Source organism: Mycobacterium sp. E342 (assembly GCF_001667665.1).
Taxonomy (GTDB): Bacteria; Actinomycetota; Actinomycetes; order Mycobacteriales; family Mycobacteriaceae; genus Mycobacterium.
Genome location: NZ_LZJM01000097.1, coordinates 35966 through 62772 on the forward strand (window position 1 = coordinate 35966; position 26807 = coordinate 62772).

The 26807-nt window shown below is 70.9% G+C and carries 15 protein-coding genes; 12 read left to right on the plus strand and 3 right to left on the minus strand.

Translation table 11 applies throughout. From position 1 onward, the window contains the following. Nucleotides 1-87 precede the first annotated feature (87 nt). The 10 genes from A5692_RS06475 (at nucleotide 88) to A5692_RS06520 (ending at nucleotide 22461) form a co-directional block, all read left to right on the plus strand. On the plus strand, nucleotides 88-3591 hold the full coding sequence (locus A5692_RS06475) for a non-ribosomal peptide synthetase (RefSeq protein ID WP_068053614.1): 3504 nt from the start codon (nucleotides 88-90) through the stop codon (nucleotides 3589-3591). Continuing rightward, complete coding sequence (locus A5692_RS06480; protein WP_068053616.1) at nucleotides 3588-4352, plus strand: thioesterase II family protein; 765 nt, start codon at nucleotides 3588-3590, stop codon at nucleotides 4350-4352. The genes A5692_RS06475 and A5692_RS06480 overlap by 4 nt, the downstream gene beginning before the upstream one ends. Continuing rightward, nucleotides 4345-5661, plus strand: a complete 1317-nt coding sequence (locus A5692_RS06485; protein ID WP_068053618.1) for a polyketide synthase — start codon at nucleotides 4345-4347, stop codon at nucleotides 5659-5661. The genes A5692_RS06480 and A5692_RS06485 overlap by 8 nt, the downstream gene beginning before the upstream one ends. After that, complete coding sequence (gene mbtD / locus A5692_RS06490; protein WP_231984219.1) at nucleotides 5658-8660, plus strand: mycobactin polyketide synthase MbtD; 3003 nt, start codon at nucleotides 5658-5660, stop codon at nucleotides 8658-8660. The genes A5692_RS06485 and mbtD overlap by 4 nt, the downstream gene beginning before the upstream one ends. Further along, nucleotides 8657-15193, plus strand: coding sequence for a non-ribosomal peptide synthetase (locus tag A5692_RS06495; RefSeq protein ID WP_068053621.1), 6537 nt, complete (start codon nucleotides 8657-8659; stop codon nucleotides 15191-15193). Before mbtD ends, A5692_RS06495 begins: the two co-directional genes overlap by 4 nt. Continuing rightward, the gene (locus tag A5692_RS06500; RefSeq protein WP_068053733.1) at nucleotides 15190-19599 is read left to right on the plus strand and encodes a non-ribosomal peptide synthetase; all 4410 of its coding nucleotides are present in this window, start codon (nucleotides 15190-15192) and stop codon (nucleotides 19597-19599) included. The genes A5692_RS06495 and A5692_RS06500 overlap by 4 nt, the downstream gene beginning before the upstream one ends. Continuing rightward, on the plus strand, nucleotides 19596-20891 hold the full coding sequence (mbtG, locus tag A5692_RS06505; protein ID WP_068053622.1) for an NADPH-dependent L-lysine N(6)-monooxygenase MbtG: 1296 nt from the start codon (nucleotides 19596-19598) through the stop codon (nucleotides 20889-20891). Before A5692_RS06500 ends, mbtG begins: the two co-directional genes overlap by 4 nt. Next, on the plus strand, nucleotides 20869-21084 hold the full coding sequence (locus tag A5692_RS06510; RefSeq protein WP_068053623.1) for an MbtH family protein: 216 nt from the start codon (nucleotides 20869-20871) through the stop codon (nucleotides 21082-21084). Before mbtG ends, A5692_RS06510 begins: the two co-directional genes overlap by 23 nt. Nucleotides 21085-21265: 181 nt before the next feature. After that, entirely contained in the window at nucleotides 21266-21784 is a 519-nt protein-coding gene (locus A5692_RS06515) for a hypothetical protein (RefSeq protein WP_068053736.1), read from the plus strand. Nucleotides 21785-21960: 176 nt separating this feature from the next. Continuing rightward, nucleotides 21961-22461: a hypothetical protein gene (locus tag A5692_RS06520; protein WP_068053627.1), complete on the plus strand. Its 501-nt coding sequence runs from the start codon at nucleotides 21961-21963 to the stop codon at nucleotides 22459-22461. Here A5692_RS06520 and A5692_RS06525 read toward each other — a convergent pair. The 3 genes from A5692_RS06525 to A5692_RS06535 all read right to left on the minus strand — a co-directional run bounded on the left by A5692_RS06525 (nucleotide 22455) and on the right by A5692_RS06535 (nucleotide 24337). Continuing rightward, nucleotides 22455-23348, minus strand: a complete 894-nt coding sequence (locus A5692_RS06525) for a sigma-70 family RNA polymerase sigma factor (protein WP_068053630.1) — start codon at nucleotides 23346-23348, stop codon at nucleotides 22455-22457. The two genes, A5692_RS06520 and A5692_RS06525, sit on opposite strands and share 7 nt — an antisense overlap. Continuing rightward, nucleotides 23345-23944, minus strand: coding sequence for a carboxymuconolactone decarboxylase family protein (locus A5692_RS06530; RefSeq protein ID WP_068053634.1), 600 nt, complete (start codon nucleotides 23942-23944; stop codon nucleotides 23345-23347). The genes A5692_RS06525 and A5692_RS06530 overlap by 4 nt, the downstream gene beginning before the upstream one ends. 78 nt (nucleotides 23945-24022) lie before the next feature. Then, nucleotides 24023-24337: a type II toxin-antitoxin system VapB family antitoxin gene (locus A5692_RS06535; RefSeq protein ID WP_068053637.1), complete on the minus strand. Its 315-nt coding sequence runs from the start codon at nucleotides 24335-24337 to the stop codon at nucleotides 24023-24025. 213 nt (nucleotides 24338-24550) lie between these two features. On the opposite strand from A5692_RS06535, the gene hrcA reads away from it, so the two are divergent. Together hrcA and dnaJ are read left to right on the plus strand one after the other, a co-directional pair. Next, complete coding sequence (gene hrcA, locus A5692_RS06540; protein WP_068053640.1) at nucleotides 24551-25582, plus strand: heat-inducible transcriptional repressor HrcA; 1032 nt, start codon at nucleotides 24551-24553, stop codon at nucleotides 25580-25582. Nucleotides 25583-25640: 58 nt separating this feature from the next. Beyond that, nucleotides 25641-26786, plus strand: coding sequence for a molecular chaperone DnaJ (dnaJ, locus tag A5692_RS06545; RefSeq protein WP_068053643.1), 1146 nt, complete (start codon nucleotides 25641-25643; stop codon nucleotides 26784-26786). The last annotated feature ends 21 nt before the right edge of the window (nucleotides 26787-26807 follow it).

The window sequence follows — 26807 nt, forward strand, 5'->3', positions numbered from 1 at the left end:
AGGCATGGGGGCGTAGTGGCGGCGATCCGGGAGTAAGGATAGGGTAACCACAACTTAGGGCAGCCTGTGCTAATTCAGGGAGGGTTCGTGGTGCGTGCCTCGGTGCGCTCGGAAGACGTCCGGGCGGAGGTTGCCGAACTGCTCGGCGTCGGTGCCGACGACCTGCAACCGGACGCCAACCTCATCGGCCAGGGCCTGGACTCGATCCGGATCATGACGTTGGCGGGCCGTTGGCGACGTCAGGGCATCGCGGTCGATTTCGCCACGCTGGCCGCCACCCCGACGCTCGAGGCCTGGGCCGACCTGCTCACCGGCCGGGACGGGTCCGCCGATTCGCCGCCCGCCGAATCACCGGAGGGTGCGGCCGGTGATCCCTTCCCCCTGGCGCCGATGCAGCATGCGATGTGGGTCGGCCGCCAGGACGGTCAGCAGCTGGGCGGTGTGGCGGGTCACCTGTACGTCGAATTCGACGGCGGCCCCGTCGGTCCCGAGCGGCTGCGCGCGGCCGCCGCGGCGCTGGCGCGGCGCCATCCGATGCTGCGGGTGCGGTTCCTGCCCGACGGCACCCAGCGCATCGCCGATGCCGCGGCGGGCGACGACTTCCCGGTCGCGGTCGAAGACCTCCGCCACCTGGGCCGCGACCAAGTCGATCAGCGGCTGGCCGCCATCCGCGACACCAGATCGCACCAGCAGCTCGACGACGCGGTGTTCGAGCTGGCACTGACGCGGTTGCCCGGCGAGCGTTCGCGCCTGCACGTCGACCTGGACATGCAGGCCGCCGATGCGATGAGCTATCGCACCCTGATGGCCGACCTGGCCGCCCTCTACCTCGGGCACGAACTGCCCGCACTGGGCTACACCTACCGGCAGTACCGGCATGCGATCGAGGTGGAAGAGGCGCGGCCCCAGCCGGCTCGCGATGCCGCCCGCGAGTGGTGGGCACGGCGCATCCCGGGTCTACCGGACCCGCCGACGCTTCCCACCACCGGCGACCGCAGCTCGCGCAGAAGCACCCGGCTCTGGCACTGGCTGGATCCCCACACCCGCGACGCGCTGTTCTCACGCGCGCAGGCCCGCGGGATCACCCCGGCCATGACGCTCGCCGCGTCGTTCGCCAACGCGCTCGCGCGCTGGTCGACCACCTCACGTTTCCTGCTGAACGTGCCGCTGTTCGGGCGCCAACCCCTGCATCCCGACGTCGACTCGCTGGTCGGCGACTTCACCTCCTCGCTGCTGCTCGACGTCGACCTCACCGGAACCCGCACGCCGGCGGCGCGGGCGGATGCCGTGCAGGACGCGATGCGGACCGCTGCCGCACACTGCGCCTATCCCGGGCTGTCGGTGCTGCGGGACCTCAGCCGGCACCGCGGCACCCAGGTGCTGGCACCGGTGGTGTTCACCAGCGCCCTGGGCCTCGGCGAGCTGTTCAGCCGCGAGGTCATCGCGCAATTCGGCACGCCCGCGTGGCTCATCTCCCAGGGCCCGCAGGTGCTGCTCGACGCACAGGTCACCGAGTTCGATGGCGGCGTGCTGGTGAATTGGGATGTGCGCGAGGGCATCTTCGCCCCGGGCGTGATCGACGCCATGTTCGCCCACCACATCGACGAACTGCTCAGGCTGGCCCGCGCCGACGACGACTGGGACGCACCGGGGCCGGCGCCGCTGCCGGACGCGCAGCGCGCGGTGCGCGAGGCGGTCAATGGCCGCATCGCCCCACCTAGCGGAGAAGCGTTGCACGATGGGTTCTTTCGGCAAGCCGAGCGGCGGCCCGACGCGCCCGCGGTGTTCGCCGGCTCCGGTGACCTCAGCTACGGCCAGCTGCGCGACCAGGCGCTGGCGGTGGCCGCCGTACTGCATGCGGCCGGCGTCGGCGCCGGCGACACGGTGGCGGTGGTGGGCCCGAAGACCGCCGAGCAGGTGCCCGCCCTGCTGGGCATCCTGAGCATCGGCGCGGCTTACCTGCCGATCGGCGTCGACCAGCCGCGCGATCGCGCGGAACGCATCCTGCGGACCGGCGGGGTGCGCCTGGCCCTGGTGTGCGGCGGGCAGCGGCTGGCGCTGCCGGTGCCCGAGTTGATCCTCGCCGACGTGCTGCGCGACACACCCGCCTCCGCTGAGATGCGCCCGGCGAGAGTCGATCCCGCCGAACTCGCCTACGTGTTGTTCACCTCCGGCTCGACCGGCGAGCCCAAGGGCGTCGAGGTGACCCACGACGGCGCGATGAACACCGTGGAGTTCATCGCCCGCCACTTCCAGATCGGCCCCGCGGACCGCTGCCTGGCCCTCTCCACGCTCGAAGGTGACATCTCGGTGATGGACGTCTTCGTCACCTTGCGGACCGGCGGGTCGATCGTCGTGGTCGACGAGGCCCAGCGCCGCGACCCCGACGCCTGGGCCCGGCTCATCGACACCCACCGGGTCACGGTCTTGCACTTCATGCCGGGCTGGCTGGAGATGCTCCTCGAGGTCGGCCGCGGAAGGCTCTCCTCGGTGCGGGTGATTCCCACCGGCGGGGACTGGGTGCGCCCCGAGGTGGCGCGCCGCCTGAAGGCCGAGGCGCCGAACCTCCGCTTCGCGGGCTTGGGCGGAGCGACCGAAACCCCGGTGCACAACACCATTTTCGAGGTCGCCGATCCCGACGAACTGCCGGCGGACTGGACCGCCCTGCCGTACGGCGTCCCGCTGGCGAACAACGCCTGCCGCGTCGTCGACGACGCGGGCGATGACTGCCCCGACTGGGTCGCGGGCGAGCTCTGGGTGTCCGGTCGCGGCATCGCCCGGGGCTATCGCGGACGTGCGGACCTCACCGCCGAGCGCTTCGTCGAGCACGCCGGCCGAACGTGGTACCGCACAGGTGACCTCGCCCGCTACTGGCCCGACGGCACGCTGGAATTCGTCGGCCGGGCCGACCATCGGGTCAAGATCAGCGGGTACCGCGTCGAACTCGGCGAGATCGAGGCCGCACTGCGCCGGCTGCCGGGCGTCGCGATCGCGGTCGCCGCGGTGCTGCCCGGATCCGGTGGATCCGAGGTGCTGGCCGCCGCTGTCCGCAGGGAACGCGCCGAGCTGACCGCCGACCGAATTCGGGAGCTGATGGGCGAACTCGTACCGGCGCACATGGTTCCGCGCCACATCGCGCTGGTCGAGCGCATCCCGTTCACCGACGCCGGCAAGATCGATCGTCGCGCCGTCGCACGCGACCTGGGAGTGGCGGTTTCGCGATCCGGGCAGCCCGGCTACCGCGCCCCGTCGACGCCGCTGGAATCCGCGCTCGCCGCGCTCCTCGGCGAGCTGCTCGGCACCGAGCGGGTCGGTCGTGACGACGACTTCTTCGCCCTCGGTGGTGATTCGGTGCTGGCCACCCAGGCCGTGGGCCGCATTCGCACGTGGCTGGACACCCCGCACGTCATGGTCGCGGACATGTTCGCCACCAAGACAGTCGCGGCGCTCGCCGGCCTGCTTGCCGCTCGCGAGCGCGACGGCGGGCGGCTGGATCAGGTGGCCGAGCTGTATCTCGAGGTCATCCAGATGGACGCCGATGCGGTACTGTCGGCTGCTCACCAGAGCGGGAAATCCGGTACGCCGCAATGACCTTCAACCACGTGGTGAGCATGCCAACCGAATTCGCGTCCTGGATCAAGCGGGTGCCCGGCAGGAACGGGGGCCGGCGGCCAGGCGCGACCGTCGTGTTTCCGCACGCCGGCGCGGCCGCGGCGGGCTACCGGGCGCTGGCGACCGCGCTGGCCGCGGGCGGCGACACGTACATCGTGCAGTACCCGCAGCGTGCGGACCGGCTGGGTCATCCGGCTCCCGACACCGTGCACGACCTTGCCCAGGACCTGTTCGACGGCGGACCGTGGAGCCGGGTTGCGCCGCTGCGGTTGTTCGGCCACAGCATGGGTGCCGTCGTCGCTTTCGAATTCGCCAGGATCGCCGAATCCCGCGACACGGCGGTGCAGCGCCTGTGGGTCTCGGCCGGGCCGGCGCCGTCCGCGGTTGCCACCATGCCCGAACTCCCCACCACCGACGACGGATTGCTCGCCGACATCGCCGATCTCGGCGGCACCGACCCCGAGTTGCTCGCCGACGAGGAGTTCGCCGAGCTGCTGACCACCGCGGTGCGGGCCGACTACCAAGCCCTCAACCGCTACCGATGCGCCCCCGGCGTCCGCATCGGTGCCGACATCTCCGTACTGGGGGCGCGCGACGACCACCGCGTCGATCCGGTCGCCTTGCGGCTGTGGGAGGACCACACCGCGGGCGCCTTCGAGATGTTCCTCTACGACGGCGGGCACTTCTATCTCAGCGACCACCTCGACGCGGTTGCGCAGCGGGTGAGCGCCGATGGGTGACAACGGGTTCGACGGTGCGTCCGATCCGGTGGCGATCGTCGGCATGGCGCTCGAAGCGCCCGGCGGCATCGACACCGCCGACAAGTACTGGGAACTGTTGTCACACGGGCGTGAGGCGCTGGGGCCGTTCCCCGCCGATCGGGGCTGGCAGGTGCGCGAGCTGCTCGCCGGTTCGCGGCGCGGGGGTTTCAAGGAGATCCACGATCGCGGTGGATTCCTCTCCGGCGCAACGATGTTCGACCCCGAGTTCTTCGGCATCTCCCCGCGGGAGGCCGTCGCCATGGACCCCCAGCAACGCGTCGTGCTCCGGGTGTCCTGGCGCGCGCTGGAAAACAGCGGCATCAATCCCGACGACCTGGCCGGGCACGATGTGGGGTGCTTCGTCGGCGCCTCGGCCACCGGATACGGCCCGCAGATGTCCAGCTTCTCCCGGCACAGCGGCCACCTGCTCGCCGGGACGGCCCTGAGCGTGATCAGCGGCCGGGTCGCCTACACGCTGGGGCTGGCCGGCCCGGCGCTGACGGTGGACTCCTCGTGCGCGTCCGCGCTGGCGGCGTTCCACCTCGCCGTGCGTTCGATCCAGATCGGCGACTGCGATCTGGCGCTGGCGGGTGGGGTCAACGTGTTGGGCTCGCCCGGGTTCTTCGTCGAGTTCTCCAAACAGCACGCCCTCTCCGACGACGGCCACTGCCGGCCGTACAGCGCGCAGGCCAGCGGGACGGTGTGGGCCGAAGGGGCGGCGATGTTTGTGCTGCAACGCAAATCGGCCGCGCTGCGCGCCGGTCGCCACGTCGTCGCCGAGGTGCGCGCCACCGCCGTCAACCAGGACGGTCGCAGCGCCGGACTGAGCGCCCCCAGCGGGGACGCCCAGGTCCGGCTGTTCCGGCGCGCCATGACGCAGGCCGGGATCCGGCCCGGAGACGTCGGGATGGTCGAGGGCCACGGCACCGGCACCCGCCTCGGTGACCGCACCGAGTTGCGGTCGCTGGCACGGACCTACGGCGACACGGCGCCCGGCGGCGGCGCGCTGCTCGGTTCGGTGAAATCCAACGTCGGCCACGCGCTGGCCGCCAGCGGGGCCCTCGGCCTAGCCAAAGTGGTGGTGTCCGCCGCGCACGAAGCCGTCCCGCCCACGCTGCACGCGTCGGAAGCCAGCCCGGAAATCGACTGGGACCGCCAGGGATTGCGCCTCGCGACGACGCTGACGCCGTGGCCCGCGATCGGCGGCCAACGGGTCGCGGCGGCGTCGGCATTCGGCATCGCCGGCACCAACGCGCACGTGATCGTCTCCCTCCCCGAGGTCGCATGATGCTGACCACCCCGTTGCCCGACGACCGCGTGCCGGTGCTGCTCTCGGCACACGACGAAGGGCTGATCGGTCAGGACGCCCGGGCCATCGTGGATTATCTGGGCCGCGGTGACGCGGATACCGCGGCGGTAGCTTCGACGCTGCTGCGCCTGCGGCGGGTGCGCCGGCACCGCGCGGTGGTGCGGGCCTCCGGCCGGGGCGAGCTGCTCTCCGGCCTGTCCGCGCTGGCCCGCGGCGAGGAGCACCCGCTGGTCACCCGATCCTCCCTCGGCGCCGCCCCGTGCATCGCCTTCGTGTTTCCCGGCCAGGGCAACCAGTGGCAGTCGATGGGCGCCGAGGCCTATCAACGGCTTCCGGCGTACCGCGCCGAGGCCGACCGGTGCGCCCGGGCCTTCCGCGCCGCCGGGCTGCCCTCACCGCTGCCCTACCTGATCGGGGAGCGCGACCGGAACTGCTCGCGCACCGAAATTCAGGGGGCACAGTTCACCCACGCGGTCAGCCTGGCCCACCAATGGCAATTCCATGGCGTGCTGCCGGCCCTCGCGATTGGTCACAGCCTCGGTGAGGTCGCTGCGGCGTACGTGGCCGGAAGGATATCGTTGCCCGACGCGGCCAGCCTGGTCGGCGCCCGCGCCACCATCGTCGACCAATTGGCGGGCCACTACGCCATGGCGGTGCTCGGTGCCGGTGTCGACGAGGCCGAGTCCCTGATCGCCGAAACGGCAGGCTGGCTGGAAGTCTCGGCGGTCAACGGCCCGGCGTCGACCGTGGTGTCCGGAGACCGCGACGCCGTCGCGGCCGCCGTGCGGCTGGCGCGGCAGCGGGGCATGTTCACCCATCAACTGTCGGTGGACTACCCCGGGCACACCAGCGTGCTGCGGCAGTTGCGCGCCGCACTGGCCGAGCGGGTACCAGGCTCGGCATTCCGGGACGGTCCGGTGCGGTTCATCGGCTCGACCTTTGGCACGGAGGTCGGTAGTGACGCGGACTTCTCCCGATACTGGTATGAAAACCTCTGCAGCACAGTACGATTTGACCAAGCGGTGACCGCGGCCCAACGGCTCGGGGCCAACACGTTCGTCGAGCTGTCCGCGCACCCCTCGCTGCTGTATCCGCTCGCCGACATGATCGGCGAGACGGCGGTGGCCGTCGGGTCCGGTCATCGCGACGGCGCCATCGTCGACACGCTGACGGCGAACATCGCGGCAGTGGGGACCGCCGATCCCGGCTGCCAATGGGCCCACGCCATTCCCGGTGGCGTCCGGCCACCGCTGCGCGGGTTCCCGAACGCGCCGATGCGGGCCGTACACCTGTGGGCGGCGCCCGAACCGCCGATCGAGACCGCACCGCCCGCCCCGGCGCTCAACATCGTCATCGAGGACTGGCAGCACGCGGCCCCGTCGGCCGCGTCGGGCGCCGACGTCGGCGTCTTCGCCGTCGCGCCGACGGAAGGCGCCCTGACGCGCCGGCTGATCGATGCCCTTGGGGCACAAGGCGGTTGCCGGGTGGTGCCGCCGAACGACGCGGAGGTCCTCGCGGTCATCGCGCCGGCGCTGGACGAGCCGGACCCCGCCGCCGCGGTCGAGCAGATCGGTGGCCGGCCGGACGCGGGTCTACCCGACTACGCCGCCCTGATCGGCCCGCGCTGCCGGACCGTCTGGTTGCTTACCGCGGGCGCCGAGACCGTCGATCCGGACGACTCGGACGCCTTCCCGGCGCAGGCGGCGCTGGCCGCGATGCATCGCAGCGTCGGGTTCGAGTTCCCCGAGCAGACCTTCAAACATCTCGACCTGCCGGACCGGGACGTCGATGCCGCAACCGCGCGCGCCGTCGTCGACGCGCTGCTCGGCGAGGCGGCCGAGGTGGCGCTGCGCGGCGGTGAATCACCGCGACCCTACGTCCGAACCTTTCGGCAGTGCTTCGACTCGACAACCGAACGGCCGCTGAGTGCCGACGCGCTGGACCATGTGGTGATCACCGGCGGCAGCGGAGCCATCGGCCTGCAGTATGCGCGGTACTGCATCGAGCGGGGGGCGCGGACGGTCACGTTGTTGAGCCGCAACGGCATTGGTGGGGACGCGCTGCGCCGGCTCACCGAAAACCACGGCGCCGAGGTACACGCCCCGCGCTGCGACATCACCGATCCGGCCGCCCTCGCAGCCGCCGCGGCCCGGCACGCCGGCCCGGGCGCGTCATTGCTGATCCATAGCGCCGGCATCGCCGAGGCCCGCCCAAGTTCCGAGCTGACGGGCGCCGACGTGGCGGCGGTGTGTGCCGCAAAGGTTCGCGGCCTGGCGGTGCTGGCCGAGGTGTGGCCGCTGCGGCCGGACTGCCGAATCCTGGCCTGCTCGTCGGTGTTCGGGGTATGGGGCGGCTACGGCCACGCCGCGTACGCCGCCTCGAACCGGATGCTCGACGTGCTGGTCGCCGCGCTGCGCCGCAGGGGCCGCGACACGATGGCGATCCGGTGGGGACTGTGGCAGACCGCCGGCGTCGTGGCGGCCGAGGAGATCGCCCGCACCGAACGCTCCGGCCTGATCGCGATGGCTCCGGACCGGGCGATCGAGGCGAGCCTGCACAGCTACGACGGCGATCCGCTGATCTTCGATGCGGACCTCGATCGGCTCGGGGTGTTCTTCGAAAGTCAGGGCATGCCAACGCCGTCCACGACGCCGGTGGCGGGAGCCGACGGCTCCGCGGCCAAACCCCTCGCCGCGACGGTGCGCGCCGAACTCGCCGCGACGCTGCACCTGGCTGACCCGGCAGCGATCGACCCGACCGCACCGCTCATCGACCTCGGTGTCGACTCGCTGCTCGCACTCGACTTGCGCAAGCGGCTGCGCCGGACGGTCGGAAGCTCCATCCCCGTTGCCCGCATGCTCGGCGGGATCACCCTCAACGAATTGATCGACGAGATGAGCACCGGCTCGCCCGGCGGCTCGCGGGACGGCGTGACACTCGACGCTCCCGAAGGCAGAAAGGTTGGACTCCCAGCGTGACGGACACCATCGGGGCCAGGGCCCGTCTCGACGACGAGCGCCTGGAGATATTGCGCCGCAAGATCGCCGAACGCGGCCTGGGCAGCCCGGCCGCCGAGGCGGCCGCGGCCGACGCACGGCCGCGCATGTCCGCCGGCCAGCACCGGATGTGGTTCGTGCAGTCGGTGGACCCGGACAGCGCGCTGCTCAACGTCTGCGTCTCCTACCTCGTCACCGGCCCGGTCGACCCCGCACGCTTGCGGCGCGCGGTGGACGCCGTGGCCGCGCGGCACCCCGTGCTGCACACGACGTACTCCGTGGGCGAGGATGGCGACCCGTATCCGGTTCTCCGGGAAGGGCTGCGGCCCGAGTGGGCCGAGCACGACGTGTCGGAGCTGTCCGATCAGGCCCGCCGGCTGCGGTTGGACGTGCTGGCGCAGCGGGACTTTCGCCGGCCCTTCAACTTGGCCGAGGATTCGCCGCTACGGGTCACCGTGGCCCGCCTGTCCGGCGACGAGCTGATGCTGTTGATCACCGCCCATCACGTCGCCTGGGACGACGCCTCGTGGACACCGTTCTTCGCCGACCTGACCCGCGCGTACACGGATCCGGACGCTTTCGACGGCCAACCCGCGTTGCCGGCCCCACCGCCGGGCGATGCCGCGGATCCCGCGGCGGACATCGAGTACTGGCGACCGCTGATGGCGAATCTGCCCGAGCCGCTCGAACTTCCGGGCCCCAACGGCTCGGTGGTGCCCAGCATCTGGCGCGCGCAGCGCGCCACCGCGCGGTTGTCGAGGGCCACCCTCGATCGGGCGGCCGCGCTGGCGCGCGAAACCGGTGCCACCCCGTACATGGTGCTAATGGCGGCGTTCGCCGCGCTGGTGCACCGATACACCCAGTCGACGGACTTCCTCGTCGCCGCCCCCGTCCTCAACCGGGACGTCGGGACCGATTCGGACATCGGTTACTACGGCAATACCGTGGTGCTCCGCCTGCGCCCGGAACCACACCAGACGTTCCGCGAGCTGCTGGCGCAAACCCGGGACAGCGCGGTGGGTGCCTTCGCGCACTCGCGCGCCGACTTGGAGTGGCTGGTGCGCGAGTCCAATCCAGATCGCCGGCACGGCGCCGACCGGATGACCCGGGTGAGCTTCGGGCAGCGCGAGCCCGACGGCGCCGGTTTCTGCCCGCGCGGGGTGCGATGCGAGCGGGCGGAGCTGCGCGGCCATTTCAACCAGCTGCCCTTGAGTTTCATGATCGAGCTGGATGGCTCGAGCGGCGGGCTTGTCGAAGCCGAATACCTGGTCGAGGTGCTGGATCAGCAGCTGGTCAATCAGTTGCTGCGGCACTACACAGTGTTGCTGGACGACGCGTTGAGCGATCCCGACACCGCGCTGTCGGCGTGCGCGCTGATGGACGCCGACGACGCCGAATGGTTGCGCAGGGCCTCGGCCGGCGAGGATTTCGAAACCCCGGCGGCGACGCTGCCCGAGCTGGTCACCCGCCGGGCCGGACTGTCCCCCGAGGCCGTCGCCGTCGTCTACGAGGGACGCCAGTACACCTACCGCGAGATCGACGAAGAGTCGAACCGCCTGGCGCACTGGCTGATCGAACAGGGCATCGGCACCGAGGACCGCGTCGCGGTGTTGCTGGACAAGTCACCCGAATTGGTCATCACCGCGTTGGGCGTGCTGAAGGCCGGTGGGGTCTACCTGCCGGTGGATCCCGCCTACCCCGAGGACCGGCTGGCCTTCATCCTCGGTGACGCCGACGCCAAACTGACGCTGCGCGAACCGGTTACCGGCCTGTCCCGGTACCCGGCCTCCGCGCCCGCCGAGTTGGTCCGGCCCCTGAGCCCGCAGAACACCGCGTACATGATCTACACATCAGGATCGACCGGGCTGCCCAAGGGCGTGCCGGTGCCCCATGCGCCCATCGCCGAGTACTTCGTCTGGTTCGGCGACGAGTACCGCGTCGACGAAACCGACCGGCTGTTGCAGGTCGCGTCGCCCAGCTTCGACGTCTCCATGGGAGAAATTTTCGGCACGTTGATCATGGGTGCGCGCCTGGTGATTCCGCGGCCCGACGGGCTGCGCGACATCGGTTACCTCACCGAACTGCTCAGCCGCGAAGGCATCACCTCGATGCACTTCGTGCCGTCGCTGCTCGGGCTGTTCCTGTCGCTGCCCGGCGTCGGCCAGTGGCGCACCCTGCGGCGCGTACCCATCGGCGGGGAAGCCTTGCCGGGCGAGGTCGCCGACAAGTTCCACGCCACCTTCGATGCGCTGCTGTACAACTTCTACGGGCCGACCGAGACCGTGGTCAACTGCACCAGTTACCCGGTGGAAGGGGCACAGGGCACCCGGGTGGTGCCCATCGGCCGTCCCAAGATCAACACGCAGGTGCACCTGCTCGACAACGCGCTGCGGCCCGTTCCCGCGGGCGTGATCGGCGAGATCTACATCGGCGGAACACATGTCGCGCACGGATACCACGGCAGACCGGGACTGACGGCCGAACGTTTCGTCGCCGACCCGTTCGCCCCGGGCCGCCGGTTGTACCGCTCGGGCGACCTGGCTCGCCGCAACGCCGACGGGGACATCGAGTTCGTCGGCCGCGCCGATGAGCAGGTGAAGATCCGCGGCTTTCGCATCGAGCTGGGTGAGGTCGCGGCCGCCATCTCCGTCGACCCCAGTGTGGGGCAAGCGGTCGTGCTGGCCATGGACCTGCCCCGGCTGGGCAAGAGCCTGGTCGGATACGTCACGCCGGCCCAGGGCGGTGGACCGGAAACCGTTGAGGTCGAGCGCATTCGCGCCAGGGTGGCCGCCGCGCTGCCCGACTACATGACACCGGCGGCCTTTGTGACGCTCGACGAAATCCCGATCACGGCGCACGGCAAGATCGACCGCGCCGCGCTGCCCCAACCGCAGATCGCTGCGGCCGCTGACTATCGCGACCCGACCACCATCACCGAACGCCGCGTCGCCGCACTGTTTTCCGCGCTCCTGGGTCACGACCGGGTGGGGGCCGACGACTCGTTCTTCGACCTGGGCGGTCACTCGCTGGTGGCCACCAAACTCGTCACCGCGATTCGTTCCGAGTGTGGGGTGGACCTTGGCATCCGGGACGTGTTCGAGCTGTCGACCGTGGGCTTGCTGGCGGAGCGGGTCGACCAGCTGAGTTCCGGCGGGCTCAGGCCGTCGCGGCCCAAGCTGATCGCGACCGCCCACGACGAGCCCATGCCGCTGTCGGCGTCTCAGCTGCGCAGCTGGTTCGCCTACCGCGTCGACGGTCCCAGCTGGGTCAACAACATTCCCTTCGCCGCGAAACTGACCGGCCCGTGGGACATCGAGGCCCTGATCGCCGCGGTCGGCGACGTCATCGCCCGCCACGAGATCCTGCGCACCTCCTACGTCGAGGTGGACGGCACGCCCTACCAGGTGGTGGGGACGGCCCGGGAGGTCTCGGTGCGCCGCGCCGGCGGCCCCGACCACGCGTGGCTGCAACGGCAGCTGGACGACGAGCGCCGGCACTGCTTCGAGTTGGACCGCGAGCTGGCGGTCCGGGTCGCGGTGCTGCACACGGCCGACAACCCCGCCGAGCATGTGCTGTCGCTGGTGATCCACCACATCGCCTCCGACCACTGGTCGGCCGGCGTGCTGTTCGCCGATGTTATGACCGCCTATCGGGCGCGCCGGGCCGGGGAGCCCCCGTCCTGGGCGCCGCTGCGCGTGCAGTACGCCGACTACGCGGCGTGGCAGGGGGCGTTCCTGGGTGACGCGGGCGGCCAGGAGTCCGCCGTTGCCGCCGAGCAGCGCGAGTATTGGACGCGGCAGCTCGCGGGGCTGCCGGAGGACACCGGGCTGCGGCCCGACTTCCCCCGCCGGCCGGTGCCCGGCGGCGCGGGCGAATCCGTCGAGTTCCGCGTCGACGCGGCGACGCGCGGCAAGCTTGCCGCGTTGTCCCGCGAGTTGGGCATCACCGAGTTCATGCTGCTGCAAACGGCGGTCGCGGTGGTGCTGCACAAGGCGGGTGCTGGCCCGGACGTCCCGCTCGGCACACCGGTCGCCGGGCGCGCCGAGGCCGAATTGGACCAACTGATCGGCTTTTTCGTCAACATCCTGGTGCTGCGCAACGACCTGACCGGCAACCCGACGCTGCGCGAGCTGCTCACCCGCGCGCGCGAGACGGCGTTGGCCGCCTACGCCCACCAGGACCTGCCGTTCGACCGGGTGGTCGACGCCGTCAGCCCGGTCCGTTCCCTGTCACGCAACCCGCTGTTCCAGGTCGTCGTGCACGTCCGTGACCACCTGCCCGCCACCCGGGTGATCGAGCAGGCGCCGGTCGAGGGTGGACAAGACGCGGTGTGCACCTCCCTGGACCCCGTCTTCGACATGGCGCACGCCGACCTGAGCGTCAACTTCTTCGGCACCGACGGCTCGGGCGGCATCGGCTACAACGGCAACCTGATCTTCCGGACGGAGCTGTATGCCAGGACCACCATCGAGCGGATGGCCGCCTGGCTGACCCGGGTGGTAGCCGAGTTTGCCAACAACCCCGACCAGACTTTGCGAGACGTACAGTTGACCGACGCCGGCGAGCGGCGGGGGATGCTCGATGACTGGAGCCGCGGCGAGCGCGCGCCGCGCGACCGGCCGCGCACCATTCCCGAACTGCTGCAGCCGAGCCGAAGCTGGGGACCCGGCCGGATCGCGGTGCGGTGCGGCGATCAGCAGATGGATTACCCCGCGCTGCACCGCTGTTCGGACAACCTGGCGGAGCTGCTGGCCGCGCACGGGGTCGGGCCCGGGACGCTGGTGGGGCTTTCGACGCGGCGGGGCCTCGACCTGGTGGTGGCGCTGGTGGCCATCATGAAGGCCGGCGGCGGCTACTTCCCGATCGATCCCGGCTACCCGACGGCGCGCAAGCAGTTCATGCTCGACGACGTGCGGCCGCCAGTGGTGCTGGCGACCGCAGATGCCGCCGACAGCATGCCCGAAGTCGCCGGCATCACGGTGATCTCGCTGGACGACCCGCAGGTACGCGACGCGGTGCACAACGGCGGGGCCGACCGGCGGGAACTGCCGCATCCGCACCCGGATGACCCGATGTATTTGGTCTTCACGTCGGGATCGACGGGCACGCCGAAGGGCGCGGTGGGCACCCACCGATCGATGGCGGCCCGGCTGGACTGGCAGCTGCGGCACTACCCGCCGAAGGCGGACGACGTTCGGCTGGCGCAGGCCTCGATGACGTTCCTCGAGGGCGGCATGGAGATGCTGGCCGGCCTCGCGGCGGGGGCCACCATGATCCTCGCCGACGATGCCGAGCACCGCGACCCGGAAGCTCTGGGCGACTTGATGATCCGGCATTCGGTCGCCCAGCTGACCGCCGTGCCCAGCCTGGTCTCCGCCCTGATCGACAGCCGGCCCGACGCGGTGCGGGCCCTGTCCCGCCTGGTGTGTGGCGGAGAACCGGTGGGCACCGCGCTCCTGCAGCGACTCGTTTCGGTGTGCTCCGGCGCGGACACCGAGCTGTTGAACAACATCGGCTCCACCGAAACGTCCGGTGCGGTGTGCCGCGGGCGACTGGAGCCGCCACGTCCGCTGGTGGGCAAGCCGGTCCCGGGGGCCGACGCCTACCTGCTCGACGACGCGCTGCGGCCGGTGCCGGTCGGGGTCGTCGGTGAGCTGTATTACGCCGGCGATCAACTGGCGCGGGGCTACTGGAAGCGGCCCGGGCTGACCGCGACCCGGTTCGTGGCCAATCCCTATGCGACCGAACCGGGTTCGCGCCTGTACCGCAGCGGCGACCTTGCGCGCTGGACCCAGCACGGCAGGCTGGAGTTCGTCGGGCGCTCCGACCATCAGGTGCAGGTGCGCGGTTTCCGAGTCGAATTGGGCGAGGTCGAGGCGGCGCTGGCGGGGGCCGACGGCGTCGCGGTCGCGGCCGCCCGCACCTGGGAACTGCATGGGGGCACCTCGCTCGCCGGATACGTTGTGCCACAACGGCCGATCGCCGACGAGGCCGAGAAAGCCTCGTTCGCATCGGAGGTGCGCGCCGCGATCGGCGCGGTGCTGCCGGGCTACATGATGCCGTCGTCGTTGACCGTCCTTGACGCGCTCCCCAAGACCGAGTCGGGCAAGCTGAACCGGCCCGGGCTGCCGCGACCGGCGGTCAGCACCAGTGGACGGACGGAACCGTCGCGCACCGACACCGAACGCGCGCTGGCCAAGGTGTTCGCCGAGCTGCTGTCGACACCCGAGGTGGGGCGCTTCGACGACTTCTTCGCGCTGGGCGGTGACAGCATCTTGTCGGTGCAGCTGGCCTCGCGGGCGCGGGCCGCCGGCCTGGCGGTCAGTCCGCGGATGATCTTTGAGAACCCGACGGTGCAGCAGCTGGCGGCCGCTCTCGACGCATTGGGCGCGAACGGAGATGAGGCCGAGCCGGCCGACGCCCGGTTTGAGCCGATGAGCGCGTCCGGGCTGTCGGCCGAGGATCTCGCCGCCGTGACGCAGCTGTGGTCGTCGTCGCGCGACGGTACGCCATGACGGCCACCAGGGACGTCGCGCCCGGCATCGAGGACGTGATGGCGCTGAGCCCGCTGCAAGAGGGCCTGTATTCACTGACCACGCTCGCCGAATTCGGCGACGGCGAAACCGCCGAGGATCCGTACGTGATCGGGATGGCCGCCGACATCTCCGGTGCGCTCGATGCCGCGCTGCTCCGTGATTGCGCGGCAAAGATGTTGGAGCGACACCCGAACCTGCGGGCCAGCTTCTTCAGCCGCGGCATCGCGCGCCCGGTGCAGATCGTGCCGTCCCGGGTCGACCTGCCGTGGCGCACCGTCGCCGCCGCGTTCGAGGATGTGCCGGCGTTGGAGGCCGCCGAACGCCGCAGGCCGTTCGACCTCGAACGCGGGCCGGCCATCCGCTTCCTGCTGGTCGAACTGCCCGGCGCGCAATGGCGTTTGGTGCTCACCGCCCACCACATCGTGATCGATGGTTGGTCGTTGCCGGTGTTCGTCAACGAGATGACGATGCTGTACCGGGCCGGTGGTGACCTGTCGGCGCTGCCCGTCACCCCGCGGCCGTACCGCGATTACATCGGCTGGCTGGCGAGTCGCGATCCGGAAGCCGGCCAACGGGTCTGGCGAGAGCACCTGGCCGGCCTTCCGGGCCCCACCCTGCTATCGGCGGCGCTGGGCTCGGCGGAGGACCGGCGGACCGGGCTGCCCCGCACCACCGAACTGCGGGTGCCGGCCGCGGCCGCCGCGCGCATGGTCGAGCAGACCCGTTCCCGGGGCATCACCGTCAGCACCCTGATTCAGATGGCGTGGGCGCTGGTGTTGTCCCGGCTGACCGACAGCCAGGACGTGGTTTTCGGGGTCACGGTGTCGGGCAGGCCGCCCGAACTGGCCGGCGTGGAGACGATGATCGGTCTGTTCGTCAACACTGTGCCCATGCGGGTGCGACTCGACCCGGCCGCCACCGTCGGCGAGCAATGCCGCGCCGTGCAGCGCGACGCCGCGCTGCTGCGCGAGCACGGCTACCTCGGACACGCGCAGCTGCGGGCGCTCGCCGGGGTCGGGGAGATGTTCGACACCCTGCTGGTCTACGAGAACTTTCCATTGGACGGACTGACCGCCGGAGCCGAATTGACCGCCGCCGGTGCGACATTCCGGCCGTCGGCGCTGCAAACCCTGTCGCATTTCCCGATCACCGTCGCGGCCCACATGGCCGGCGGCGAACTGGTGGTGCTGGTAGAGGCGATCGACGGCGCGCTGGGCGCCGTCCCCGCCGCCGGACTCGGCCGGCGGGTGCTCGTCACCGCCGAGCGCCTGCTGCGCGACTGGGAGCGTCCGCTGCACCGGGTCAGCGTGCTCTTCGAGGACGAGGAGATCTCCCCGCAAGCCGAGTACGCTCCCGCCCCGGCGCCGGCCGGCGTCCACACGCGCTTCGCCGAGGTCGCCGCCAGGACCCCGGACAACCCCGCAGTGAGCTGGGGGGGCGGCGCGCTGAGTTACGGCCAATTGGACGCGCTCGCCAACGGCCTGGCGGCCAGGCTCGCGGACCGCGGCGTAGGGCGCGAAACCCCGGTCGCCGTCCGGCTTTTCCGCGGCCCGCAGTACATCGTCGCGATCCTCGCGGTGCTCAAAGCCGGTGGCGTGTGTGTGCCGATGGAGCCGGGGACGCCCCCCGAACGGGTGGCATCGATGCTGCGCCAATCCGGGGCGTCCCTCGTGATCGACGACGAGTGGCTTTCGGCCGGCGTATCGCCCGGTGCCGACTTCCGCGCGGTCGACGTGCCGCCCGGCCAGGCGGCCTATGTCGTCTTCACCTCGGGCACCACGGGAGAACCCAAGGGCGTCATCGGAACTCACGCGGCGGTGACGGCCTACGCCGACGACCACCTGGACAACGTGTTGCGGCCGGCGGCCGCCCGGGTGGGCCGACCGCTGCGCATCGCGCACGCGTGGTCGTTCGCGTTCGACGCCGCCTGGCAGCCGTTGGTCGCGCTGCTCGACGGCCACGCCGTGCACGTCGTGGACGAGCACACGCAGACCGACGCCGAGGCGCTGGTCGCGGCGATCGCCCAGCACGGCGTCGACATGATCGACACCACCCCGTCGATGTTTGCCCAACTCACGGCATGCGGTTTGGTGACCAGGGTTCCGCTGGAGGTGCTGGCGCTGGGCGGCGAAGCGCTCGGTACCGCGGCCTGGAACCTGATCCGAGCCGAGTGCGCGCGTACGGGCATGACGGCCTACAACTGCTACGGCCCCACCGAGACCACGGTCGAGGCGGTGGTCGCCGCGCTCGCGGAGCACAACGAGCCGTCGATCGGGCGGCCGACGCTGCACACCCGCGGCTACGTGCTGGACTCGGCGCTGCGCCCGGTGCCGTGCGGTGCGACCGGTGAGCTCTACCTGGGTGGCGCCCAGCTGGCCCGCGGGTACCTCGGCCGGGCCGCGGAAACCGGCCGGCGATTCGTGGCCGACCCGTTCGCGGCCGGCGAACGCATGTACCGCACCGGCGATTTGGTGCGTCGCTCCGCCGACGGCGCGCTGCAATATGTGGGCCGCGCCGACGCGCAGGTGAAGATCCGCGGTTACCGCGTCGAGCCCGGCGAGATCGCCGCCGTCCTCGAATCGCATCCCGCCGTCCGGCATGCGGGCGTGCTGGTGCGCCGGGGGCACGGCACCGCGCGGCTGACCGCCTACGTCGTCGTCGCCGACGCGGCGCAGCGCCCGCCGTCGCCGGCCGAGCTGCGCGGCATGCTCGGCTCCCGGTTGCCGCGCTACATGATTCCGCAGCGCATCGTCACGGTCGACGAAATCCCGCTCACCGTCAACGGCAAGCTGGACGAGGCCGCGCTGAGCGCCCTCGACGCCGCCGAGCCGGATTCCGTCCGGGCCGAGCCCGAAACCCCCACCGAAGCCGCTCTGGCCGAGCTGCTTTCGGGACTGCTGGGGCAACCCGGGGTGGATGTGGCCGCGGACTTCCTGCAGCTGGGCCTGGACAGCATCGCGGCCCTGTCGGTGGTGCAGGCGGCCCGCGCGCGGGGGATCGCGCTGCGCGCCAGGCTGATCCTCGAGTGCGCCAACATCCGCGAGCTGGCCGAGGCGATCGACTCCGAAATCATCGCCGCCGCAAGCGATGTCGACGAGGGCACCGAACCCATGCCCGTGCTGCCCAACGGCCGCTGGCTCTACGAATACGGCGAGCCGCGGCGGCTCGCGCAGACCGAGGCCATCCGGCTGCCCGACGGTGTCACCCGCGAGCATTTGGACACCGCGCTGGCCGGCATCGTGCGGGGTCACGAGGTGCTGCGCGCCCGCCTGGACCGCGCCGCGATGACCCTGATCCCGGCGCAGACCGCCGGGATCGAACTCCTCGAAGTCCAGGTCGAAGGCGACCTGCAGGCCGCCATCCCCGGACACGTCGCGCGGGCCGTCGACCGCCTGGACCCGGAGCGGGGAGCGCTCCTGGCCGCGGTGTGGCTTCGCCCCCCGACCGGGCCGAGCGTGCTGCTGCTCACCGCCCACGTCCTGGCGATGGACCCGGCGTCGTGGCGAGTGGTTCTCGGCGAATTGGGCGCCGCGCTAACGGCTTTGGCCACCGGTCACCCGCCCGCCCCGGTCCGGGAGCACACCGGCTACCGGCGCTGGGCCGGGGCGCTGGTCGAGCGCGCCCACCGGCTGGACACGGTGCGGTTCTGGGTCGCCCAGTCCGACGGTGCGGATCCCGATCTCGGTGCCCGGCGGGTCGACCCGGGTCGCGACCGGGCCCGCGACCTGACCGTCCGCCTGACCGCCACCGACGCCGACACGACCCGCCGGCTGCTGGAGTCGGGCGTGCCGTTGCCGCACCTGTTGATCGCCGCCACCGCGGCGACGGTGACGCGGTGGCGGCGGTCGCGCAACCAGGCCACCCCGCCGCCCCTGCTGGCGCTGGAAACCCACGGCCGCGCCGACGGTCTCGTGGACGGGCCGGGCGCGTACACCCTCGACACCGGCGACACCGTCGGACTGCTGAGTTCCATCTACCCGATCCGGGTGCCGTCGGCCGACCCGCGCGACGTGGGGGAGCAGCTGGCGGCCATCCCCGGCGACGGGCTGGACTACGGGCTGCTGCGCTATCTGCGCCCCGACACCGCCGAGCGCCTCGCCCCGCTGCCAGGCCCGCAACTGCTGCTGAACTACCTCGGCGCCGCCCACTCCGGCGGCGGGACCGGACTCACCCTCGAGCGCGAGCTGCTCGCCGGGGTGTCGCCGCAACCGGAGCCCGATCTGGCGGTGCGTCACGAGCTCACCATCGTGGCCGCCATCCTGAAGTTCGACGGTCAGCGCGTGCTGGCCGCGCAGTGGCGCACGCTGCCCGGCATTCTCGACGATGCCGATGTGGCGGAGCTGCAACGCCTTTGGATCGAATCGCTGCGGGAGACGGTGACATGAGCAGGCTTGCGATCCTGGGTGCGGGAGCCAAGGCGGTCGCCGTTGCGGCCAAGGCGTCCGTGCTGCGGGACATGGGCGTCGACGCCCCCGAGGTGGTCGCGGTCGAACGGATCGGGGTCGCGGCCAACTGGCAGGCCAGCGGCGGCTGGACCGACGGGGCGCAGCGGCTGGGCACCAGCCCGGAAAAGGATGTGGGGTTTCCGTACCGGTCCGCGCTGGTGCCCCGCCGCAACGCCGAGCTCGACGAGCGGATGACCCGCTACAGCTGGCAGTCCTATCTGATCGCGACGGCGGCGTTCGCCGAGTGGATCGACCGGGGCCGGCCGGCTCCGACTCATCGCAAGTGGAGTCAATACCTGGGTTGGGTCGCCGACCAGATCGGCCTCGAGGTGGTGCACGGCGAGGTGGAACGGCTGGCCGTCAGTGGCGACCAATGGGCGCTGCACAGCCACGAGACCACCGTGCACGCGGACGCCCTGATGATCACCGGGCCGGGACAGGCCGAGAAGTCATTGCTGCCCGGCAACCCACGGATGCTCTCGATCGCCCAGTTCTGGGACCGGGCCGCCGGTCACGACCGGATCAGCGCCGAGCGGGTGGCGGTGATCGGCGGGGGCGAGACGGCCGCGTCCATGCTCAACGAGCTGTTCCGGCACCGGGTTTCGACCATCACCGTCATTTCCCCGCAGGTGACGCTGTTCACCCGTGGGGAGAGCTTCTTCGAGAACTCGCTGTTCTCCGACCCCACCGACTGGAGCGCCTTGACGCTGGCCGAGCGCCGCGACGCGCTGGCCCGCACCGACCGCGGGGTGTTCTCGGCCAACGTGCAGGAGGCCCTGCTGGCCGACGACCGCATCCGCCACCTGCGGGGCCGGGTGGCCCATGCGGTGGGCCGGGACGGGCAGATCCGGTTGACCCTGTCCACCAACCGCGGCACCGAAAACCTCGAGACGGTACACGGTTTCGACCTGGTCATCGACGGCTCCGGCGCCGACGCGCTGTGGTTCACGTCGTTGTTCGGCCAGGACGTGCTGGACCTGTTGGAGCTCGGCCTCGGCGGACCGCTGACCGCCGACACCCTGCAGGAGGCGATCGGCTACGACCTGGCCGTCGCCGACGTCAAGCCCAAGCTGTTTCTGCCCAATTTGTCCGGACTGACGCAGGGGCCCGGATTTCCCAACCTCAGCTGCTTGGGATTGTTGTCTGACCGGATACTGGGATCCAGTGGCGGCTTGGTGGGCCCGTCCACGCACACGACAAGGAGACGCGATGAGCATCAACCCCTTCGATGACGAAAACGGCACCTTCTTCGTTCTGGTCAACGACGAGGACCAGCACAGCCTGTGGCCTAGCTTCGCCGAAAAACCGGCCGGCTGGCGGGTGGTCTACGGCGAAGCGAGCCGCGCGGAGTGCCTGGACTACATCGAACAGAATTGGACCGACATCCGGCCGAAGAGTCTCCAGGAATCACTCAAGCGACGCTGACGCCGACGGCGGCCCATGCCGCCGTAGCGTCACCGTAACGTGACCGGCGCGAGACACAAATGCCGGTCACACCAGGCACACTTACACCAACCAAACCGTGGTAACGCGTAACCGTGTGGGGGACAACATCACTGAAATCCCGTCATGGTGGACGCGCATCGAAGGGGGAACCGTGAACACCATGAAGACCTGGAAGACCATTGCCACCGGCGTGGCGGCGTTCGCCGTCGTAGGGGGAGCCGCCGGTGGCGCATTCGTCACAGCACCGATGGATCAGGTGCAGCTGGCCGCGCTCGGCGCCCCGTTGCCGCAGGACCCGCCACCGCCGCCGCCGCCGGCCCCGGGAGCGCTGCCGACCGCCGAACAGTTGTCGACCCTGTGCAACCAGGCCACCGACCCGGGCGTCTCGTACACGACCAAGAACAATCTGGTCGAAAACGGCATCAGCCCCGACGAGGGCCACGTTGCCGACCACGATCTGCGAAAGGCCTACCGCAACGGGAACTTTCCGGAGACCTTCGCCGTGACCAACATCGCGCCGGCCGGCCCCAACATGGCCCAGGCCGACGTGGCCATCTCGGGGCCGAAGTTCGCCGGGCCGGTGCAAAAGCACTTGGTGTTCGTCAATCAGGGCGGGAACTGGGTCCTGCAGCACGACGCCGCCATCGCCCTGATCCAGGCTGCGACGGCGACGAACTAGGCGGCCGGTATTCTGGGCGGCCACACAGTCAGCGCATAGGTTGTGCTTGTTGTCTTCACATGGCCCGGCCGTAACGTAGCCGTGCCGAGTCGCGAAACAACAGGAGTAGCAGGCGCGTTGACACACGCCAGATGTGTGGGTCGTTGCGAAGATTCGTGCCCGTCGAAGGGGGAACCATGAAAACCGTTAAGTTGCTTGCCGCCGGTGTGGCGGCCTTCGCCGTCATCGGGGGCGCGGCCGCCGCGGCGGCGTCCAGCGCGGCGCCGGTGGATCAGGTACGGCTCGCCGCGGTCGGCGCGCCGTTGCCGCAGGATCCGGCTCCGGTCGCCGCCGACGTCCCGACCGCCGACCAGCTGACCGGCGTGCTGAACAGCCTGGCCGACCCGAGCGTGCCCTTCGCCAGCAAGAGCAACCTGGTGCAGGGCGGTATCAGCGGGATCGAGGCGCACGTCGCCGACAAGAAGCTGCAGAAGGCGGCCAAGAACGGCGACCTGCCCCTGTCGTTCGACATCACGAACATCCAGCCGGCCGCCGCCGGCACGGCCACGGCCGACGTCGCGGTCTCCGGTCCGAAGCTGACGTCGCCGGTCACCCAGAACATCACGTTCGTCAACCAGGGCGGCTGGGTGTTGTCGCGGGCGTCGGCGATGGAGTTGCTGCAGGCCGCCGGTCAATGATCGACGCGCAGCGCGCGCAGGTCTGATCCGGCGACGCGGACGGGGTCGGCCAGGACGTCGATCGAGGCCACCAGGCCGTCGCGCACCACGAAGCCCATAATCGCCGTCGCGCGGCCGGCCACGAAGATCACCGCGCCCGCGGCGCCGTTGACCGTCGCGGCGCGCACCTCGCGGTCCGGACCCGCGTAGGCGCGGGCCAGCTTCGCGACGGCGGACGCCCCCTGGGTGCGGAAACCGGCGGTGCCGTGCCCGAAGTCGCCGCGCAGCACCACGTCGGGGTGCAGCACCGCCACCAGGCGGTCGAAGTCCCCGCTTCGGCCCGCCGCGAAGAAGGCGTCCACGGCCTCCCGCTGGGCGACCATGTCGCCGTCGGGAGTCGGGTCGGCCTCCTCGATGCGTCGGCGCGCCCGGCTGGCCAGCTTGCGGGTGGCCTCCGGCGTCCGGCCGACGATGGGTGCGATCTGGTCGAACGGCACGGCGAAGACGTCGTGCAGCACGAACGCCAGGCGCTGCTCCGGCGGCAAGGTGTCCAGCACCACGAACAACGCCAGCCCCACCGCGTCGGCCAGCATCGCCCGGCGTTCCGGGTCGAATTCGCCGTCGGCTTCCACGATCGGATCCGGCAGGACCAGGTTCGGCTCCTCCCGCCCGTGGGCCCGGCGGTCGCGCAGCACGTTCAGACAGATGCGGGCCACCACGGTGGTCAGCCACGCGTCCAGGTTGGCTATTTCGTCAGCGCCTTCGGCGCCCCGGCCGTTGAGCCGCAGCCACGTTTCCTGCACGGCGTCCTGCGCGTCGTCGATCGAGCCCAGCATGCGGTAGGCGATGGCGCCCAGCTGTGGCCGCGCCGCCTCGAACCGCGCCGTCACCGACGCATCCGCGGTCACGTGCCGCCGCCGGTGTCGGGCAGGGCGCAGACCCGGTCGCCGGAAAAGCCGGACGAGCCGATCCCGAGGGCGAGGTTGAACCGGGCGCGCAGATTGCCCAGCGTGATGACGTGGGTGAGCCCGACGAGTTGGGCGGTGTCGAAATGCGCGCGCAGCGCGTCGAAGAGCTCGTCGCTGACCTCGACCGGGGTCCGGCTGATCGCGGTGGCGTACTCGAGGATCAGCTTGTCGACATCGGAGAAACACGCGGCGTGTCGATAGTCCGCCAGGGCGAGCAGTTCCTCGTCGGTGATGCCCCATTGGCGGGCGATCTGCGAACCCAGGTCGATGCAGTACTCGCAGCGCACGGTCGTCGCCGATTTCAGCTCGGCGAGCGCGCGGTGGCGCGGGCTGAGGATGTCCAGCTTCGACTCGGCCTGCTCGAGCTTGCCGTAGGCGTTGAGCAGCCGGGGGATGTGCGCGTACATCCGCAGCGGTTCCAGCACCCCGGCGGTTTGCAGACCGGTCATCTGCGCCAGCTTGCGCTTGGTGAAGAAGAAGGCGACCCGGGCGCCCAGGCCGGCGTCGCGGTCGGAGACCCCTGGCAACCGGGACATGGCATCCTCCTAGCGAGTTGGGGTGTGAACCAACGTCCTCACTACGTCGACACCGGGCGCCGCACGAACGTGACCGGGCTACCGCGGCGGCCCCGGCGCCATGTCCATGTCGAACACCCGCGCGTGCAGCACGGTGCGGTTCCGCAACGCCGCCCGGACCGCCCGGTGCAGGCCGTCTTCGAGATAGGTGACGCCCTTCCACCGCACCGCGTGCGGGAACAGGTCGCCGTAGAAGGTCGAGTCCTCCGACAGCAGGCGGTCCAGGGCGAGCACGGTCGTCGTGGTGACCAGTTCGTCGAGCCGGATCTGCTGCGGCGGGATCTGGGACCAGTCCCGGTAGGTCAGCCCGTGCTCGGGATACGGCTTGCCCTCGCGCACGCCCTTGAAGATCATCGGCCGATCTTCCGCGACGCGCTGCCATCACCGGACCGGTTCATGCTGGACAGGCTAGTCGGAAGACGCGGCGTCAGCGTCGAAGGCGCCCGGATCGCGGCGGGCCCCGCCGATTGCCGCCGCCGGGCGCCGGCGAACGGCTGCTGCTAACGGTTGGCACTACTCGAGACCCGTAAAATGGACCGGTCAGCGCGGTGCAGGGAGGTGACACGAGTGGGAAGTGCCGACGATCGTCGCTTCGAGGTGTTGCGTGCCATCGTCGCCGATTTCGTTGCCACCAAGGAACCCATCGGATCCAAAAGCCTGGTGGAGCGCCATAACTTGGGCGTCTCGTCCGCGACCATCCGCAACGACATGGCCGTGCTGGAGGCCGAGGGTTACATCACCCAGCCGCACACCAGCTCCGGACGCGTGCCGACGGAGAAGGGCTACCGCGAATTCGTCGACCGCCTCCACGACGTCAAGCCGCTGTCCTCGGCCGAGCGGAGCGCGATCCTGAGCTTCCTCGAGTCCGGTGTCGACCTGGACGACGTGCTGCGCCGGGCGGTACGGCTGCTGGCCCAGCTGACCCGCCAGGTGGCGGTGGTGCAATACCCGACGCTGACGTCGTCCACCGTGCGCCACCTCGAAGTGATCGCGCTGACCCCGGCCCGGCTGCTGATGGTGGTCATCACCGACACGGGCCGCGTGGATCAGCGCATCGTCGAGCTCGGCGACGTCATCGACGACCACCAGCTGTCCCAGCTGCGCGAGATGCTGGGCCAGGCCCTGGTCGGCAAGAAGCTCTCGGCGGCCTCGATCGCGGTGGCCGACCTGGCCGGGCAGCTGCGCGCCCCGGACGGCCTGGGTGACGCCGTCGGCCGCTCCGCGACGGTGTTGCTGGAGTCGCTGGTGGAACACAGCGAAGAACGCTTGCTGATGGGCGGGACCGCCAACCTCACACGCAACGCCGCCGATTTCGGCGGCTCGCTGCGCTCCATCCTGGAAGCGCTCGAGGAGCAGGTGGTGGTGCTGCGGTTGCTGGCGGCCCAGCAGGAAGCCGGTAAGGTGACGGTGCGCATCGGCCATGAGACGGCCGCCGAGGAGATGGCGGGCACCTCGATGGTCACCACCGCCTACGGCACCTCCGACACCGTCTTCGGCGGGATGGGTGTGCTGGGGCCCACCCGGATGGACTATCCGGGAACTATTGCCAGCGTCGCCGCGGTTGCCCTTTATATCGGCGAAGTCCTGGGTGCTCGATGAACGCGCACCCGCAGTATGCGCAGGCGCGGGATAAAGACCAGGTTTAGGAGAGTCAGGCGTGGCACGCGACTATTACGGGCTGCTCGGCGTGAGCAGAAACGCCAGCGACGCGGAGATCAAGCGCGCGTACCGCAAGTTGGCGCGCGAACTGCATCCCGACGTCAACCCGGATGAGGCCGCGCAGGCCAAGTTCAAGGAGATCAGCGTCGCCTACGAGGTGCTGAACGACCCGGAGAAACGGCGCATCGTCGACCTGGGTGGCGATCCGCTGGAGAACGCCGCGGCGGGCGGCGGCTTCGGTGGCGGTTTCGGCGGCCTCGGCGACGTGTTCGAGGCGTTCTTCGGCGGCGGCTTCAGCGGCGGCGCGACCTCGCGCGGCCCCATGGGCCGGGTGCGGCCCGGCTCGGACTCGCTGCTGCGGATGCGGCTCGACCTCGAGGAGTGCGCGACCGGTGTGACCAAGCAGGTCACCGTCGACACCGCGGTGCTGTGCGACCGCTGCCAGGGCAAGGGCACCAACGGCGATTCCGTGCCGGTGCCGTGCGACACGTGCGGCGGCCGCGGCGAGGTCCAGACGGTGCAGCGCTCGCTGCTGGGTCAGGTGATGACCTCGCGCCCGTGTCCCACCTGCCGCGGCGTCGGCGTGGTCATCCCGGATCCCTGCCACCAGTGCATGGGCGACGGCCGCGTCCGGGCCCGCCGCGAGATCAGCGTCAAGATCCCCGCCGGGGTCGGCGACGGCATGCGAGTGCGGCTGGCCGCTCAGGGCGAGGTCGGACCCGGTGGAGGCCCGGCCGGGGACCTGTACGTCGAGGTTCACGAGCAGCCCCATGACGTCTTCGTGCGCGAAGGTGACGACCTGCACTGCACGGTGTCGGTGCCCATGGTCGACGCGGCCCTGGGCGCCACGATCACCGTCGACGCCATCCTGGACGGCCTCAGCGAGGTCACGATTCCGCCGGGCACGCAACCGAATTCGGTCATCACGCTGCGCGGCCACGGCATGCCGCACCTGCGCTCGGGCACCCGGGGCGACCTGCACGTCCACGTCGAGGTGGTGGTGCCCAGCCGGCTCGATCACCACGACACCGAACTGCTGCGGGAGCTGAAGAACCGGCGCAGCCGCGACGTGCCCGAGGTCCGCTCGACGCACGGCGGCGGTGGGCTGTTCAGCCGGCTGCGTGAGACCTTCACCGGGCGCTAGCGGCTCCGAAAACGGCGCGCA

What these genes read in the sequence shown, in the direction of transcription:
- A5692_RS06500 (WP_068053733.1), top strand. Translation starts at nt 15,190, where the DNA reads ATGACGGCCACCAGGGACGTCGCGCCCGGCATCGAGGACGTGATGGCG.
- A5692_RS06485 (WP_068053618.1), top strand. Translation starts at nt 4,345, where the DNA reads ATGGGTGACAACGGGTTCGACGGTGCGTCCGATCCGGTGGCGATCGTC.
- A5692_RS06530 (WP_068053634.1), bottom strand. Translation starts at nt 23,944, where the DNA reads ATGTCCCGGTTGCCAGGGGTCTCCGACCGCGACGCCGGCCTGGGCGCC.
- A5692_RS06480 (WP_068053616.1), top strand. Translation starts at nt 3,588, where the DNA reads ATGACCTTCAACCACGTGGTGAGCATGCCAACCGAATTCGCGTCCTGG.
- A5692_RS06535 (WP_068053637.1), bottom strand. Translation starts at nt 24,337, where the DNA reads ATGATCTTCAAGGGCGTGCGCGAGGGCAAGCCGTATCCCGAGCACGGG.
- A5692_RS06515 (WP_068053736.1), top strand. Translation starts at nt 21,266, where the DNA reads ATGAAGACCTGGAAGACCATTGCCACCGGCGTGGCGGCGTTCGCCGTC.
- mbtG (WP_068053622.1), top strand. Translation starts at nt 19,596, where the DNA reads ATGAGCAGGCTTGCGATCCTGGGTGCGGGAGCCAAGGCGGTCGCCGTT.
- A5692_RS06510 (WP_068053623.1), top strand. Translation starts at nt 20,869, where the DNA reads ATGAGCATCAACCCCTTCGATGACGAAAACGGCACCTTCTTCGTTCTG.
- mbtD (WP_231984219.1), top strand. Translation starts at nt 5,658, where the DNA reads ATGATGCTGACCACCCCGTTGCCCGACGACCGCGTGCCGGTGCTGCTC.
- A5692_RS06520 (WP_068053627.1), top strand. Translation starts at nt 21,961, where the DNA reads ATGAAAACCGTTAAGTTGCTTGCCGCCGGTGTGGCGGCCTTCGCCGTC.